We start from the raw sequence: 16,183 nt of genomic DNA on the forward strand, positions 1-16,183 counted from the left end.
TTTTTAATTGAAAAGTAAAGGTAGCTTTTGCGCTGATTTTTATTATTTTTTGGAGTTATAACATGTCTAAAGGTCAAACTTTACAAGATCCGTTCTTAAATTCTCTCCGTAAAGAACGTATTCCAGTGTCGATCTTCCTTGTAAACGGTATTAAATTGCAAGGTCATATTGAATCTTTCGACCAATACGTTGTTTTATTAAAAAATACTGTAAGCCAAATGGTTTACAAACACGCTATTTCAACTGTTGTTCCAGCACGTAACCCACGTCCTGCTGGTGCTCCTGCTGGTGCTCAAGGCGCTGCCGGCTTCGGTGGTCAACAAGGCGGCTTCGGCGGTCAACAAGGTGGCTTCGGTGGTCAAGGTGGCTTTGGTGGTCAAGGTGGCTTCGGTGGTCAAGGTGGCTTCGGTGGCCAAGGTGGCTTCGGTGGTCAAGGTGGTTTTGGCTCTCAAGGTGGCTTTGGTGGTCAAGGTGGCTTCGGTGGTCAAAGTGGTTTCGGTGGTCAAAATGCTGGTTTTGATGGCGAAACTAAATTTGAAGATGCTCAAGACGACGAAAACAACAATCGTTAATTGAATTAAAAAAACCTCCCAAATGGGAGGTTTTTTTGCCTATAAAAAGAGTAGATGGTTTAAATACTGGTTTTTTAATAATTACTACAGCGCTGAATGATGATAAAAATCGACATAAAAAAACCAGCCGAAGCTGGTTTTTTGTTTATTCACTTATTTCTTTTTACGATCTAGAGCAGGGTCTTTAATTTCAACATAGGCATTGTTGCGAATTTCACGTAACCAGCTGTCCAGTTCAGTGTCAAATTGACGCTCACCTAAAATCTGACGTGCCATACGTTCTTGTACTTCATGTGTCATGTCTTGTTGACGTGTATCGGTCACTTGCAGGATGTGCCAACCAAACTGAGATTGGAAGGGTTTGCTGATTTCACCTTTCGCAGTTGATTTCATCATCGCTTCAAATTCTGGAACCATAACACCTGGGCTAACCCAACCTAAACTACCACCATTGGCAGCAGAACCTGTGTCATTCGAGAATGTTGAAGCCAAGACTGCAAAATCTTCACCTTTTTGCAGGCGGTTATACAAGCTGTCGATCATTTGTTTTGCGTTTTCAGGACTCACCACTTCAGATGGTTGAATCAAGATATGGCGAGTTTGGTATTGAGGAACAATGGCTTTTTGTTCGCCACCTTTACGGTCGACTAATTTTAAAACATGAACGCCATCACGTACTGAAATCAGTTCAGTGGTTTGACCGACTTTTAAAGGTGCTACACGTGCAGCAAGCTCATCTGGAATATCAGATAAGTTGCGGAAGCCCATATCTGCACCGTCAACTTTAATGTCTTTAGTGCTGTATTTGCTGGTAATTGCTTTAACATCGTTGCTTGTTGCAAGTTCTTTACGAATGTCTTCAGCGATTTTAACGGCATTATCACTGCTAGCAACGCGTACATGTAAGACATGAACTTGATTACCTAGTGCTGCTTGACCTTGTGGTGAGCTTAAGAAGTTTTTCACATCTTGGTCACTGATTTGAATGCGAGAAGTGACCAACTGTTGGCGTAGGCGTTGTAACGCGATGTCTTCAGCGATACGTGCACGTAAACCAGCATAGGTATTTGGCGCAACAGCATCTAATTTTTGCTGAAATGCTTCTAAGCTTGGAGAGCCGGCATCTTTCGCAACTTTAAGTACGGCTTCATTGAGCGATTTTTCATCCGCTTTGACGTTATAGCGTTTTACTTGTTCAAGCTGTGCTTGGCGTGTAATCAGTTGTTCTAAAGCTTGTTGCTGCAAATATTCAGTCGGTGGGACGGTTTGTTTTTTTACTTGAAGTTGGTGAGTGATCTCGGCAATGCTTTGATCAAGATCACTACGTAGAATCACGCTATTGTCAACGACAGCTACAATTTCATCTTTAGGTTGCGCAGCAGCAAATACAGATACAGAAGTTGATAGGCAAAGTGCCAAGGCTGACGCTTTAAAAATTTGTTTTAACTGTTTTGTCTTCATTAACGTTCTGTCCAAGATTGATTAATATTGTTAAAACCCAACACTCGGTTTTCAAGCAAAGAGGTTAATTTATTGTTGAAGCCACCTAAACCTTTTAGAGTGAACTCCGCCATAATGGCACGTTTTGGTTTAACATCTGAAGATGTTACATCATCTAAATCGTTATAGTACGAACGACCATAAACTGAAACACCCCAGCAGCATGACTCGTAGTTCACACCAAGTAAATATTCACGCGCAATACTGTTGTCGAGGTCATATTGTGCATGACCGATAAGACGCCAGTTATTGTGAATAGGTTGAATAAACGATGCTACTGCTTGGTCATAGCTGTCTTGGCGGTTCGGAATGTCTTTACGATGGAAATAACCGACATTGTATAAATTGCCTTTATTTCCTGTGTAATACATTTGAATATCGCGCTGAGCATTATCACCATTCGCCATCCATGCAGAATTGGCATTCACACTGATGCTGTCAGATAGCTGGCTAGAAATGCTCACGACAGGGCCGGTATGGCGTTCGGTATCAAATTTATCAGAGACGTTGTTTAGCGTGACGCGGCGGTCTTCGAAATAGAAACTTTGACCAACGCTAGCTTTTAAACGCTCAAGACCTACATCATCAAATAAACTATAGCTTAAGCCTAGAGATGCGAAGTTGTTGTCTTCTAAACGGTCATTACCGTAGAAACGACGCGGGCTAAACAACTGGTCATAGTTAATTGACGCTGTGGTTGAGTCAAAGTTCGGGTTAGTGTCTTGGTTTTTGTATGGAGAATACGCGTAGAAGAAACGTGGCGTTAAAGTTTGTAGATAACGACCTTCGCGCTCCATCACAAGACCCGCATCTAAAGTAAATTGCGGTACAATGACCGATTTACTTTCACTACTAGAGTGATTGTTATTTGTATTGGCACGATCAACAGTATCTTGATCATAAATCGTGTTTACGTTACGAATAGACACTTCTGGAATTACAAAAGACCATGGGTTGCGATAGTTATAACGCACACTAAAGTCGTTATAAATACGTGCACCACTTGGCTCATACATTGTCGCATCACTATTGTTTTGCGGAATATTATCGCCACGCAGATTCTTTTTAAAATATGCTGTATCGTTGTTAAATTCGTACTGTAAGCCGAGCGGATTACCAGTCTTGTAGTTCAGTAGGAATTGCGGCAAGCGCGCATACGGACGGTCTTCATCACTGACAGTTTTATCCAGTGTTTGGAAGTCTTCAACTTTAAGCTGTGCTTTTAGGCCGGGGATACCATTTTTATAATTGAGTTCCCATGCACGGCGTAAGTTCAGGTCAGTTTTTGAGTTTGGATTATTATTGAGATCTGAGAAATAGTCTTTATCAGATGCATAGTTATATTCTAAATTTGTCGTGAATTGATCGTTAATTTTCCAGTTATGGAGGAAATGTAAGTCTTTACGATCTTGATCGTCATACTTTTGGTCGGATGGTAAATAACCACCCCACACCATCCCTGAACCAAAGTTTTTGGTTAAATAACGGAATTCACCTTCCATCATTGCGCCACGGTCTGCAATATAACGTGGTGTTACCGTAGCATCATAGTTTGGCGCAAGGTTTAAATATACAGGTACTGCAAGCTCAATACCACCGTCATTGGTAAAACCAAAGCTTGGGGTCAAAATACCTGTGGTACGACGGTCATCAATCGGGAAGTTGAAATAGGGCACAGCCATTACAGGAACATCTTTTACATAAAGTGTTGTTCCTTTGGTTTCACCACGACCAGTTTCTTGATTCAGCTTAATTTTGTCTGCTTGAATTTTCCACGTTGGTTTTTCATCGGGTGGACAGGTGGTATAAACCGCATTTTCTAATTCAAGGGTTTTGGTTGAAGTACGCGAAATTTTTTCAGCACGACCATGCGCATGCTGCTGTTCAGCAATAAAGAAGCTGTTATTTAAATCACCTTGTTGGGTTTTTAAATTGTAATCAATAGAGTCACTTTGAGAAATCAGCCCTGACTGTGCCATTTGTACGCGGCCAGAAGCATTGGCATGGGTTTGGGTTTTATCAATTTTGATTTGATCGGCACGAATTTGACGACCTTCTTGGTCAATCAGAACATTACCTTCAAGAATGGAATCGCCATTCGGGTCAAAATGACCATAGTCTGCGGTAATGGTAGAGGTTGCGTCTTCTGGGGCAACAGCTTTTGTTGTTGGAGCAACTGGGGTAATCCAGGTGCCTGTACAAAACGCAGAACTTAATTGATTGGTGTTGCGAATCTGTGCTTCAGGTGCAGATTTATCGACATAATATTGTTCGAAGAACTGCTGCCCAGGGTAAGCTTCTGAAATGCTTTGTTTGAGTTGTTCTGTATCGTCATCCGTGGACGGGTTTGAAACAGGTGCTGCATAGCTTGGTAACGAGCTACCACATAGAAGGGTTAAGATCGCAGTCGCTAAAGGATTAAATTTAAACTGATGCTTCATTTGTCTCATTAACCAGGTATGCTTAATCGCAATTAATTATTGTCGCATCATAGAGAAAAAGTTGATAAGTAGCTACACTTAGCACTTTAAAAACTCAGCCTGTATTAGAATTTATCGCAAATGAATACACAACGTGAACAATTGATACAAACATGGATTTCATCTGTACTCGGTTCAGATCAATTTGAAATTAACTTCTTAGCAGGCGATGCAAGCTTCCGTCGTTATGCACGAATCAAATTGAATAATAAAACATTTATGCTCATGGATGCACCACCAGAAAAAGAAGATTGTGGTCCTTTTGTGTCGATTGATGAATTTTTTGATGCACATGGCGTGCGTGTACCACATATCGTGGCCAAAGACCTCGATCAAGGCTTCTTATTGTTAGAAGATTTTGGTGATGTTTTATTGTCTACGTTGTTGAATGATCAAACCGTAGACGCACATTATGCTCAAAGTTTTAAACAGTTGATTCAATTGCAGTCAATTGATGGAACTGCTCATTTTCCTGCATATACCTATGAAAAGCTGATTTCTGAAATGGAGCTGTTAACCGATTGGTTATTGCCATCTCTACAAGTGCAGCCTACTGAAGAAGAATCGGCACTGATTAAACGTACCTTTGCTATCTTAGCCAATGCTGCATTGGCTCAGCCTCAAGTGATTGTGCATCGTGATTTTCATAGCCGTAATTTGATGGTACTTGATGGTGAGCAAGATCAGGGTGTGATTGACTTCCAAGATGCTGTGATTGGTGCAGATACTTATGATTTGATCTCAATCACACGTGATGCCTATGTTCAGTGGAATGCAGATCGTGTTTATGCATGGTTTAAGACGTTCTATGATTTGCTACCTGCATCGGCTAAAGAAGGTCGTAACTTTGAGCAATTCAAACAAGACGCTGACCTGATGGCGATTCAACGTCATATCAAAATTTTAGGTATTTTTGTGCGCTTATTTGAGCGTGATGGTAAGTCAGGTTATCTCAAAGATTTGCCGCGTGTGATGTGGTATTTACTTGAAGAAAGTAAACCATATGCAGAATTACAACCTTTTATGCAATTTATTCACGCTAAAGTATTGCCGAAATTTGAAGCCAAATACGGCACTTATGAGGTTGTTGCATAATGAAAGCCATGATTTTAGCAGCGGGTCTCGGAAATCGGATGCGCCCTTTAACATTGTATAAGCCAAAGCCTTTGCTTGAAGTGGGTGGAAAACCACTGATTGTTTGGCATATAGAAAAGCTAAAAAAAATAGGTGTCACTGAAATCATCATCAATTCTGCATGGCTTGCAGATATCCTGATTGGTACTTTAGGTGATGGTTCGCAGTTTGGTGTAGATATTCGTTGGACACGTGAAGCGGAAGGTTTGGAAACAGCTGGTGGCATTATTAATGCTTTACCTTTGCTTGGGACAGAACCGTTTATTTTAGTCAATGGTGACGTTTGGACGACTTACGATTTTTCAGCCTTGCTCAATGTTGAGCTAAAAGATGATTTGGCACACTTGGTTTATGTGACTAATCCAACGCAACATCCAAAGGGTGATTTTATCTTGGATGCAGGGCGTAGTTATACCTTTGAGCAAGAACATGCAGGCGAGGCACTCACCTATAGTGGGATCGCGGTCATTCATCCAAATATGTTTGATGGATTGGAAGCGGGCAAGCGTCCGCTCGCACCTTTATTGAAAGAAGCTATGTTGGATGGAAAAATTTCTGCAGAGAAAATGCAAACTGCATGGGTTGATGTTGGCACACCTGAGCGTTTAAGTGATCTAGATCTACAGATTCGCCAAGGCATGTACGATTAAGTGCATATTCGCTAAGCGTTAGCTACTGTTCCACGGCTTAGAAATCGGTATACTTCAGTTAATTTTTATTGAGATGTCTTCTTTATGCATCCTTTTTTTCAAGACTTAAAGCAAGGTAGTCAAAAGCTTGGCTTAGATTTGAGTGAAGAAGCATTAAATCTATTGCTGAAATACCAAGATGCCCTAGTGCTGTGGAACAAAGCATATAACTTAACCGCTATTCGTGATCCTAAAGAAATGTTAGTTAAGCATTTATTGGATAGCTTAAGTATCCTAAATGATTTGCCTGTAGGTCGTTTATTGGATATCGGTACGGGTGGTGGCATGCCGGGCATGATCATTGCACTGTGTCAGCCTGAACGTGAATGTGTGCTTTTAGATGCCAACGGTAAAAAAATTCGATTCTTAAAACAATTTATTGCTGACTTAAAACTAAAAAATGTCATTGCGGTACAAACACGTGTCGAAAATGAAGACAGCATTCATGAACTGGGTCAGTTTGATGTGATTACCAGTCGTGCTTTTGCATCATTAACGGATTTTGTGGATGCCTCTAAACCGTATATGCATGCGCAAAGTATTATTGCGTCGATGAAAGGCTTAATTCCTGAAGAAGAAGTTGAAACACTGAAAAGTGATTTCAAGATTGATATCGTTGCATTACAAGTTCCACGACTTGATGAGCAGCGTCATTTAATTTTTCTTAAACGTATTTAAAATTTTCAAAGGACTGGGGTTACCATGGCTCAAATTATTGCGATTGCAAACCAAAAGGGTGGCGTAGGTAAAACCACAACGGCTGTGAACTTGGCTGCATCTTTAGCCATATTAAAAAAACGAGTTTTACTTGTGGACATGGATTCACAAGGCAATGCCACGATGGGTTCGGGCATTCAAAAAAATGATTTGCTGTATTCAGTCACAGATGTCTTACTCGGCGAAGTGCCGATTGAAACCGCCATATATAAAGCGGAAGTGGGCTATAAAGTTTTAGGTGCAAACCGTGACTTGGCCGGTGTTGAACTGGCGATTGCGGATCAAGACGGTCGTGAGTTTATTTTGCGTGAAGCGTTGGCAAGTGTTGAAAAAGACTTCGACTATATTATTGTCGATTGTGCGCCAAGTTTAAGTTTGATCACTGTCAATGCACTTGCAGCGGTACGTGCGGTGCTGATTCCAATGCAGTGTGAATATTATGCATTGGAAGGTTTGGCTGACTTAACCCAAACCATTGACCGTATTCAGCAAGCTTTAAACCCAGATCTAGAGATCGTGGGTGTGCTTCGTACCATGTACGATGCGCGTAATGCCTTAACACGTGATGTGTCTGCTGAGCTTGAACAATACTTCGGTCAGAAACTTTATGACACGGTCATTCCGCGAAATATTCGTTTGGCTGAAGCGCCTGCGCACGGTTTACCAGTAATTTATTTTGAAAAAAGCTCGAAGGGTGCAGTTGCTTATTTGAACTTGGCAGCTGAGATGTTAAAAAAAACCAAAGTAAAAAAAGGAACTAAAGCATGACCGTAAAAAAACGCGGACTGGCTAAAGGTCGTGGTCTGGATGCCTTACTCGGCTCAATTCAAAAAGAAAAACTACAGCTCGAAGCAAAAGCTTTAGATCATGGACAGTTAAAACAAATTGATGTGCATTTATTGAAACGCGGCGAGTATCAACCGCGTCGTTTCATTAAAGAACAAGATTTACAAGAACTTGCTGCATCGATTGAAAAGCATGGTGTCATGCAGCCAATCGTCATTCGTCCTGTCGAAGATGAAAAGCATCCCTACGAAATTATTGCTGGTGAGCGTCGTTGGCGTGCAGCTCAGCTTGCAGGTTTAACTGAAGTACCTGCCATTGTTCGTGACTTGAGTGATCAAGTTGCCATTGCTTTGGCATTGATTGAAAACATTCAACGTCAAGATTTGAACCCAATCGATCAAGCCATGGCTTTGCAACGCTTCCATGACGAGTTTGGTTTAAGTCATCAAGAGATTGCCGACACGGTCGGTAAAGCACGGACCACGATTAGTAACTTACTACGCCTCTTGTCTTTAGCGGATCAAGTCAAAGACTTTATGCAGCAAGGTTTGCTCGATATGGGGCATGCACGTGCGATCTTGACGCTAAAAGCCAAAGATCAGTTGAAAGTTGCTGAAATGGTGATTGAAAAAAGTATGTCTGTACGTCAAACCGAACAATTTGTTCGTGATTTGAATGCACCAAAACAACAAAAAGCGAAACCAAGTGTTTCATCAGACATTCAGCAACTGACACAACGTCTCTCTGATCGTTTCAGTGCAGATGTGAAAATTGATCATAATAAACAAGGGAAAGGCAAGCTGGTGATTAGCTACCATACTCTTGAAGAGCTAGATGGCATTTTAAATATTTGTCTAGCTGAATAATTTTTAAATTCGATTTATTGGGGAAAATCAAATGTGGGAATTAGTCAAAGCGGGCGGGTGGTTAATGATCCCGCTCGTCATTTGTTCGATCTTTACGGTAGCCATTACCATTGAGCGCTTTATTCGTTTAAAGAAATCAATGGTGTTGCCAAAAGACTTGATGATGAATGTGAACACATCAGTGAAAGATGTGGTGCAGCAGCTAAAGCAAAGTCCAACTTTACAGCAAAGTACATTGGGTCGTGTCTTGGATGCAGGTTTTGCCAGTAAAGATCAAAACGAGCAATATGCACGTGCGCAAATGGAAGTCACAGCGTCACAAGAAATTGGTTATTTAGAAAAAAATATCAACTTTTTGGGCACCTTAAGCGCTGTTGCACCGTTACTAGGTTTGTTGGGTACGGTGATCGGTATTATTGAAGCATTCTTAATGATTGATATAGGCACCAATAGTGATCCAGTATTGATGATGCCGGGTATTTCTAAAGCCTTGATTACCACTGCTGCCGGTATGTTAATTGCGGTACCTGCATTATTTGCACATCGCTATTTCCAACGTTTGGTTCAGGAATATGTGGCTGAGTTAGAACAGCAGTCGACGTTATTTCATGCCGCTTTGTTTTATAAAAAAACACCTGAAGTAGAAAGTCAGGACATTCAGAAAGCCAGCTGAGTGGAGACTGCGCATGAAATTTAAACGTCGTCAGGTTGAAGATATTCATATCAACCTCACACCGATGATTGACTGTTTGATGTTCATTTTGGTGTTCTTGTTGCTCTCGACTACCTTTAACCAGATGAGTCGAATGAACCTGACTTTGCCAGATGCACAGGGTGTTCCACCTAAAAACTATGATCAAAAGATTGAAGTTGTGGTGGATTCAACAGGACATTATTCTGTCAATGGTCAGTCATTGGCGAGTAAAGAAGTCTCTGATTTGAATACTGCAATTAAACAGACAGCCAATGATCGTCGTGATTTAATGTTTGTGATTGCAGCAGATGCAAAAGCAACACATCAGGATGTGATTCGGGTGATGGATGTTGCAGGTCAACTTGGATTTGTGAATATCAACATCAGTACCAAAGTTCCAACTCGAGGTTATTAGTGAAGCACGATTTTAAGGTCTATTTACGCCTATTAAGTTATTTAAAACCTTTTTGGGGAATCGGCCTGCTGGTTTTGCTTGGTTTCGGTATTAATGCTGCGACAGAAGTTTCTGTCGCAAAATTATTGGAACGCATTATTGAAGCCATTCAAAACAAAGATCAAAGCTTTACAACCTTATTTCCACTCTTGGTGGTTTTATTGATGTTCTTCCGTGGACTCGGTTTGTTCATGGGGGGATATTTTACCGCAGTGATTTCTCGAAACTTAATCTTTAATATTCGTCAGCAAGTGTTCGCAAAACTCATGCGTTTGCCTTCGCAATATTATTTAGATAATTCGAGCGGTCATATCACTGCAAAAATTATGTATAACGTTGAACAGTTGACGGCAGCATCATCTGAGTCACTGAAAACGATTGTACAACAGGGTCTGATTACCATCGCATTATTGGGTTATTTGCTCTATACCAACTGGCGTTTAACTCTATGTATTTTGATTTTTGGCCCAATTATTGGTCTGATTATCCGTAAAGCATCCAAGCGCATGCGTAAATTATCCATGCAAGTGCAAAGTACCATGGGTGATGTTAACCATGTGGTGCAAGAGACAGTGCAAGGCAACCTAGTGGTTAAGGGCTTTGCAGGGCAAGATTATGAACAAAAACGTTTTTATGAAAGCTCAATGGAGAACTTACGCCGCGGCTTAAAAATGGTTGTGGTGCAACAACTCAATAGCCCAATTGTTCAGCTGATTATGTCGATCGCGCTCAGTATCGTGATGTATATCGCGCTACGCCCTGAGATTTTACAAGATACATCAGCAGGTGAGTTTGTTGCCTATATCACTGCCGCAGGTATGTTGAGTAAGCCGATTAAAACCTTAACGGATGTCAATGAAAAACTGCAACGAGGCATGGCGGCAGCTTATTCAGTTTTTGAATTGCTCGATATGCCAGAAGAGGTGAATAACGGCACGCTGAAGCCTGCTTTAAAAGGCGAAATCGAATTTAAAAATGTCAACTTGATCTATGCCGATGGTCACCATGCGATTCATGACTTCAATTTAAAAGTCAATGCAGGACAAACCGTTGCATTGGTTGGACGTTCGGGTGCAGGTAAAACCTCACTGGTTAATCTGTTGGTACGTTACCAAGAGGTGTCATCAGGACAATTGTTGCTTGATCAGCATGATATTCACGACATAGAACTCAATAGCTTGCGTACTCAGATTTCGATGGTCAATCAGCAAGTGGTTTTGTTTAACCGTACTGTGCGTGAAAATATCGCTTATGGTCAGCTCGAGCATGCAACTGATGAGCAAGTCATTGCTGCTGCCAAAGCTGCATTTGCACATGATTTTATTATGGATTTACCGCAAGGTTATGACACACCATTGGGTGCCCAAGGTTTAAATCTATCAGGTGGTCAACGTCAACGGATTGCGATTGCACGTGCCATTTTGAAAAATGCACCGATCTTAATTTTAGATGAAGCGACCAGTGCGCTAGATAACGAATCTGAATTTTTTATTCAGCAAGCATTTGACGCTGCGATGCAAGATCGTACCACGATCGTGATTGCGCATCGTTTATCGACCATTGAAAATGCAGACTGTATTGTAGTGATGGATAAAGGGCGTATTATTGAACAAGGTTCTCATACGGAATTGATGGCACAACGTGGTGCATATTACCAACTTCATCAGCGTAATTTTGAGGAAAATTAAGACATGTCTTTTGCACAATTGATTCAGGATGCTTGGAATGAACAGGCAAAGTGGCTCGTTGTGTTTAGACCTTTGTCATGGCTTTATCGTGGCGGCTTTTTACTCAATAAAAAACTCTATCAATCAGGTATTAAGCAAAGTTATAAAGCGCCTATTCCAGTCATGGTCATTGGAAACATCACAGTGGGTGGAAGTGGTAAAACCCCATTGCTCATTCATTTGGTCAGTTATTTGAATAGCTTAAAGCTGCGTGTTGGTGTGATCAGTCGTGGCTATGGTGGTCAAGGACCATTTCCGGCCTATGTGGATTTAGACTCGACGGCTGAAATCGTGGGTGATGAACCGAGCTTAATCGTTCAGTCTACAGGTGTGCCAATGGCGGTCGGTCCAAATCGCCAGCAAAGTATTGAGTTGCTACTATCCAAGCATGAATTGGATTTGATCATCTGTGATGATGGTTTGCAGCATTGGGCACTTCAACGTCAGTTGGAGTGGATCGTGCTGGATAATAACCGTGGTTTAGGCAATGAAAAATTATTACCTGAAGGTTATTTGCGTGAACCGAAAAAGCGTCTTGCCAGTGGAACGGTCATTGAGCATTCAGCAGATCCAAGTTCTCCACTGAATATGCACCTTGAAGCGGCGCAGCCTTATTTGCTCAATAAAGATCTTGTGACGACATTTGATGCAAATAAAGATTTTTATGCTGTGGTGGGTATCGGCTTTCCGCAACGCTTTTATAAAACCTTAGAAAATATGGGGATTCATCAATTTCAATGTCATGAATTCCCAGATCATTATGAATATGAACTGAGTGATTTGCAGTTTGAAGATGCCAATCCCATCATTACCACTGAAAAAGATGCAGTTAAAATTTTAGCGATCCTCAAAAATAATCCAGATTTTAAAAGAGAAATATGGGTTGTTCCTGTAGATGCAGTGTTGTCACCTGCGTGTTATGAAACTTTGCATGCGCAGTTGAAACAACTGGGTCTGAAACTTCCCGAAGGCATTTAATTTATGAAACATATTGTTATTCCTGCACGTTTTTCAAGTTCACGTTTACCGGGTAAGCCTTTACTTGAAATTCATGGCCGTCCGATGATTTTACGTGTGGTCGATCAAGCCAAAAAAGTTGCAGGATTCGATGACCTTTGTGTCGCTACAGATGATGAGCGTATTGCAGCAGTATGTCGTGCGGAAGGGGTTGATGTGGTATTGACCTCTGCAGAACATCCATCTGGTACAGATCGTTTAAGTGAAGTTGCACGCATCAAAGGTTGGGCGAGTGATGACATTATTGTCAATGTGCAAGGTGATGAACCTTTGCTTCCTGCTCAATTGGTAAAACAAGTTGCACAATTACTTGTTGATCAGCCGACATGTTCAATGTCGACACTCTGCGAGCCGATTCATAGTCTAGATGAGTTTCAACGTGACAGCATCGTCAAAGTGGTGATGTCAAAGCACAATCAAGCGCTGTATTTCAGCCGTGCGACTATTCCTTATGACCGTGATGGTGCAAAGCAAGTAGAACAAACCTTGCATGATCAAGCCTTTCGTCATTTAGGACTTTATGCATACCGCGTAAAACTGCTACAAGAATATGTCACTTGGGATATGGGTGTACTAGAAAAATTAGAAAGCCTTGAACAATTACGTGTTTTGGAAAATGGTCACCGTATTGCCATTGCTGTGGCAGAAGCGAACCTACCACCTGGCGTAGATACTCAAGCTGACCTTGATCGTTTGAACCAAATGGATGTTTCAAACTTCGAATAAGGTTTAACGATTTATGCAAAATGACATTGTGGCGCAAGTGTACCCTTGGCAGCAAAATACATGGAATACATTAACCAGCCGTTTTCCACAACTGGGACATGGCGTGCTTTTGTATGGCAAAAAAGGCTGTGGTAAAGAGGCATTTGCAAAACAATTTCTTGCATGGGTGCTGTGTCAAAAACGTGATGAGCGAACTGAGCCATGTGGTGAGTGTGGGAGTTGCCAGTGGTTAAAGTCAGATACACATCCAAATTTTGTCCACATCAGTACAGATGAAGACAATAAAAAGCAAAATGCCAAAATTAAAATCGAAAAAATTCGTGATTTATTGCCTTTTGTACAGCAAACCGTAGACGGTTGGCGAGTTGTGTTGATTGAGCCTGCTGAAGCATTAAACATTGCATCATCAAATGCATTGCTGAAAACACTGGAAGAGCCGGGCGAGCGGATTGTGATTATGTTATTGGCAGAGCATTATTTGAAATTGCCAGCAACCATTCGCAGTCGAATGCAGCACTATGCATTGGATCGTATTGAACCCGAACAATCACAGCAATATTTACAGCAGCATTTGCCTGATAGTGGTGAAACCCAACGCAAAGTTCTCATGAACTTAGCCAGTCAAATGCCATTACAAGCAATTTCATTGGCAAGTAGTGAATGGCTAAATATGCGCCAAGAGTTTCTACAAGATTGGCAAAAACTTGTGACACAAAAAAACATGCCGATGGCAATTGCGACCAAGTGGAATAAAGCACTGAGTTTTAGTGATTTTAGTCAAATGTTTGAATACTTGTTGTCCGATATAATTTGTGTCAAGCTAAATCAATCCATAAAAAATATAGATTTGGATTTTGGGGTGTTGGCAGAGCAATATTCGCTCGAAACACTCTTTGGGATTTATACAGAATTACAGCAGTCTAAGCGGTTCATCGAGCAGAACGTACAGGGGAATCTGGTCGTAGATGAGCTTTGCATCAAACTGATGAATGTTTAATTAAGGGGAAACATCATGCAACCACGTATGGGCGGGATCGTTCACGCTAATATTCCAGATGTGGAAACACTTTTTGCGAGCTACATGCCTTATGTCGTTGGTGGCGGTTTATTTGTACCATCAAAGCAAGCTGTGAAAATGGGTGATGAGGTTTTCTTATTGGCGACTTTGCCTGAACAAAGTATAAAAATTCCTTTGACAGGAAAAGTAATTTGGATTTCGCAAAAGCAAAATGGCATTAAACCACAAGGCTTTGGGATTCAATTAAGCGGCGAAAAAGGCGTTTATTTTAAAACAGAAGCAGAACGTTTGCTTGCAGGGCTTAAATCTGAGGGGCGTAGAAGTTACACTATGTAGTTACAACTGTGAAGACTTGTAGGTACATATTGTGTTTGTAGATACCCATTGCCATTTAACCATGCTTGACTTAAGCCCTTATGAGGGTAATTTAGATCTTGCATTGGATCAGGCTCGTCAAGCCGGGGTCTCAAAATTTATGAGTATCTCGGTTGATCTAGATGACCATATCGAACTTTCAAAAATTGCTGCACGTCATGCCGATGTAGGTTATTCCGTTGGGGTACACCCATGTGAAGATCCTGCAACGATGGCTCGGGCAACAGAAGAATATCTCATTGAATTAGCACAAGCTGAAAAGGTTTGGGCGATTGGTGAAACAGGGCTGGACTATTTTCATAGTACAGACTTTATTGCAGAGCAAAAAGAATGCTTTGCCCGTCATATTCACGCATCGCAAGCCGTAAAAAAGCCGGTGGTTGTACATACCCGTTCTGCAAAGCATGATACGGTGGATATTATCCGTGCAGAGAAATCTACTCGCGGTATTTTGCATTGTTTTACTGAAGATTGGGAAACGGCAAAAGCTGTCTTAGATTGTGGATATTACGTGTCATTTTCAGGCATTGTTTCTTTTAAAAATGCACAAGATTTGCGTGATGTGGCCAAGCAAGTACCATTGGATCGAGTGCTGATTGAAACTGATAGTCCATACCTTGCACCGATGCCCTATAGAGGAAAGTCTAATGAACCAAAATACGTTCCCTATGTAGCCAAAGCCTTAAGTGATGTATATGATAAGTCAATTGAAGAGATGGCTTTCATTACAATGCAAAACTTTGAAAATCTCCTCAATCTTAAGTAAATAATTTGAATTGATATAAGAGTAAGAGAGTATAGGGTGAAGATGGATCGTCAAGCTCAGTTTAGAGCAAGAGAAGCATTAATTTTCCAAGTGGCAGAGCAACTGCTATTGGAAAATGGCGAAGCAGGGATGACACTAGATGCGCTAGCGGCAGAACTCGACTTGGCAAAAGGGACGTTATATAAACATTTTCAAAGTAAAGATGAACTATATATGTTGCTCATTATTCGTAATGAACGCATGTTATTGGAAATGATTAAAGACACCGATAAAGCTTTTCCTGAACACCTTGCTTTCTTTATGTTGCATCACTTACATCACCCAGAACGTACAGTGTTGTTTCATCAAATTGAAGAGCGTTTATCGACAACGGGTGTGGGTATTCAACACTTGTTTAGTGAACTTTATCAAGTGCGCAAACAGCGTCTAAGATTGATCATTCGTATGACTGAGCGTTATTTGGAGTCGATTCAAAGTAGCATGCCAGTACGTGATTATCTTGCTTCGATTTGGTCACTTACACATGGCGCCGCAGCAATTTTGAACTCTAGTTTTTATCAGCGTTATTTGGGTTCAAGAGACACCTTGCGGGTTGCTTATATTGATCAAGCCTTGGCCTTACCAAAACAAGTGCATGCGGTTGCTCAATTCGCTTAAAGGCT

17 protein-coding genes are annotated in these 16,183 nt (G+C 41.2%); 15 read left to right on the forward strand and 2 right to left on the reverse strand.

Annotated elements, in window-relative coordinates; all coding sequences use genetic code 11:
- Positions 1-62 precede the first annotated feature (62 nt).
- Positions 63-572, forward strand: coding sequence for an RNA chaperone Hfq (gene hfq / locus FTU16_RS07430; protein ID WP_168378882.1), 510 nt, complete (start codon positions 63-65; stop codon positions 570-572).
- Positions 573-725: 153 nt separating this feature from the next.
- On the opposite strand, the gene FTU16_RS07435 is transcribed toward hfq, so the two are convergent.
- Both FTU16_RS07435 and FTU16_RS07440 read right to left on the reverse strand, forming a co-directional pair.
- Entirely contained in the window at positions 726-2,033 is a 1,308-nt protein-coding gene (locus tag FTU16_RS07435; RefSeq protein ID WP_180163012.1) for a peptidylprolyl isomerase, read from the reverse strand.
- Positions 2,033-4,513 (reverse strand): LPS-assembly protein LptD, encoded by a 2,481-nt coding sequence (locus tag FTU16_RS07440; RefSeq protein WP_180163013.1) that lies wholly within the window; start codon positions 4,511-4,513, stop codon positions 2,033-2,035. The genes FTU16_RS07435 and FTU16_RS07440 overlap by 1 nt, the downstream gene beginning before the upstream one ends.
- Before the next feature lie 120 nt (positions 4,514-4,633).
- Here FTU16_RS07440 and FTU16_RS07445 point away from each other — a divergent pair, with 120 nt between their 5' ends.
- The 14 genes from FTU16_RS07445 to FTU16_RS07510 all read left to right on the forward strand — a co-directional run bounded on the left by FTU16_RS07445 (position 4,634) and on the right by FTU16_RS07510 (position 16,178).
- Positions 4,634-5,647: an aminoglycoside phosphotransferase family protein gene (locus FTU16_RS07445; RefSeq protein WP_078193676.1), complete on the forward strand. Its 1,014-nt coding sequence runs from the start codon at positions 4,634-4,636 to the stop codon at positions 5,645-5,647.
- Entirely contained in the window at positions 5,647-6,336 is a 690-nt protein-coding gene (murU, locus tag FTU16_RS07450) for an N-acetylmuramate alpha-1-phosphate uridylyltransferase MurU (RefSeq protein WP_180007341.1), read from the forward strand. The genes FTU16_RS07445 and murU overlap by 1 nt, the downstream gene beginning before the upstream one ends.
- An 84-nt stretch (positions 6,337-6,420) precedes the next feature.
- On the forward strand, positions 6,421-7,053 hold the full coding sequence (rsmG, locus tag FTU16_RS07455) for a 16S rRNA (guanine(527)-N(7))-methyltransferase RsmG (RefSeq protein ID WP_180022522.1): 633 nt from the start codon (positions 6,421-6,423) through the stop codon (positions 7,051-7,053).
- A 24-nt stretch (positions 7,054-7,077) separates the two neighbouring features.
- Positions 7,078-7,860, forward strand: coding sequence for a ParA family protein (locus tag FTU16_RS07460; RefSeq protein ID WP_078188958.1), 783 nt, complete (start codon positions 7,078-7,080; stop codon positions 7,858-7,860).
- A complete protein-coding gene (locus tag FTU16_RS07465) occupies positions 7,857-8,744 on the forward strand; it encodes a ParB/RepB/Spo0J family partition protein (RefSeq protein WP_168378888.1) in 888 nt (295 codons plus the stop codon). Before FTU16_RS07460 ends, FTU16_RS07465 begins: the two co-directional genes overlap by 4 nt.
- 31 nt (positions 8,745-8,775) lie before the next feature.
- Positions 8,776-9,417, forward strand: a complete 642-nt coding sequence (locus tag FTU16_RS07470) for a MotA/TolQ/ExbB proton channel family protein (RefSeq protein ID WP_168378889.1) — start codon at positions 8,776-8,778, stop codon at positions 9,415-9,417.
- Between the two features lie 13 nt (positions 9,418-9,430).
- Complete coding sequence (locus tag FTU16_RS07475) at positions 9,431-9,853, forward strand: biopolymer transporter ExbD (RefSeq protein WP_078193671.1); 423 nt, start codon at positions 9,431-9,433, stop codon at positions 9,851-9,853.
- Complete coding sequence (gene msbA, locus FTU16_RS07480; RefSeq protein ID WP_180074254.1) at positions 9,853-11,580, forward strand: lipid A export permease/ATP-binding protein MsbA; 1,728 nt, start codon at positions 9,853-9,855, stop codon at positions 11,578-11,580. Before FTU16_RS07475 ends, msbA begins: the two co-directional genes overlap by 1 nt.
- A gap of 3 nt (positions 11,581-11,583) precedes the next feature.
- Positions 11,584-12,597 (forward strand): tetraacyldisaccharide 4'-kinase, encoded by a 1,014-nt coding sequence (gene lpxK / locus FTU16_RS07485; RefSeq protein WP_078188953.1) that lies wholly within the window; start codon positions 11,584-11,586, stop codon positions 12,595-12,597.
- A 3-nt stretch (positions 12,598-12,600) separates the two neighbouring features.
- The gene (gene kdsB / locus FTU16_RS07490; RefSeq protein WP_180059026.1) at positions 12,601-13,362 is read left to right on the forward strand and encodes a 3-deoxy-manno-octulosonate cytidylyltransferase; all 762 of its coding nucleotides are present in this window, start codon (positions 12,601-12,603) and stop codon (positions 13,360-13,362) included.
- 13 nt (positions 13,363-13,375) lie between these two features.
- A complete protein-coding gene (locus tag FTU16_RS07495) occupies positions 13,376-14,359 on the forward strand; it encodes a DNA polymerase III subunit delta' (RefSeq protein ID WP_078193725.1) in 984 nt (327 codons plus the stop codon).
- A gap of 15 nt (positions 14,360-14,374) precedes the next feature.
- Entirely contained in the window at positions 14,375-14,716 is a 342-nt protein-coding gene (locus FTU16_RS07500; RefSeq protein ID WP_111885061.1) for a PilZ domain-containing protein, read from the forward strand.
- A 31-nt stretch (positions 14,717-14,747) separates the two neighbouring features.
- Positions 14,748-15,521: a TatD family hydrolase gene (locus FTU16_RS07505; RefSeq protein WP_180163014.1), complete on the forward strand. Its 774-nt coding sequence runs from the start codon at positions 14,748-14,750 to the stop codon at positions 15,519-15,521.
- Positions 15,522-15,563: 42 nt separating this feature from the next.
- Positions 15,564-16,178: a TetR/AcrR family transcriptional regulator gene (locus tag FTU16_RS07510; RefSeq protein ID WP_168378896.1), complete on the forward strand. Its 615-nt coding sequence runs from the start codon at positions 15,564-15,566 to the stop codon at positions 16,176-16,178.
- Positions 16,179-16,183: the final 5 nt, after the last annotated feature.

It is taken from the genome of Acinetobacter sp. YH12069 (assembly GCF_013419675.1).
Classification (GTDB): domain Bacteria; phylum Pseudomonadota; class Gammaproteobacteria; order Pseudomonadales; family Moraxellaceae; genus Acinetobacter; species Acinetobacter amyesii.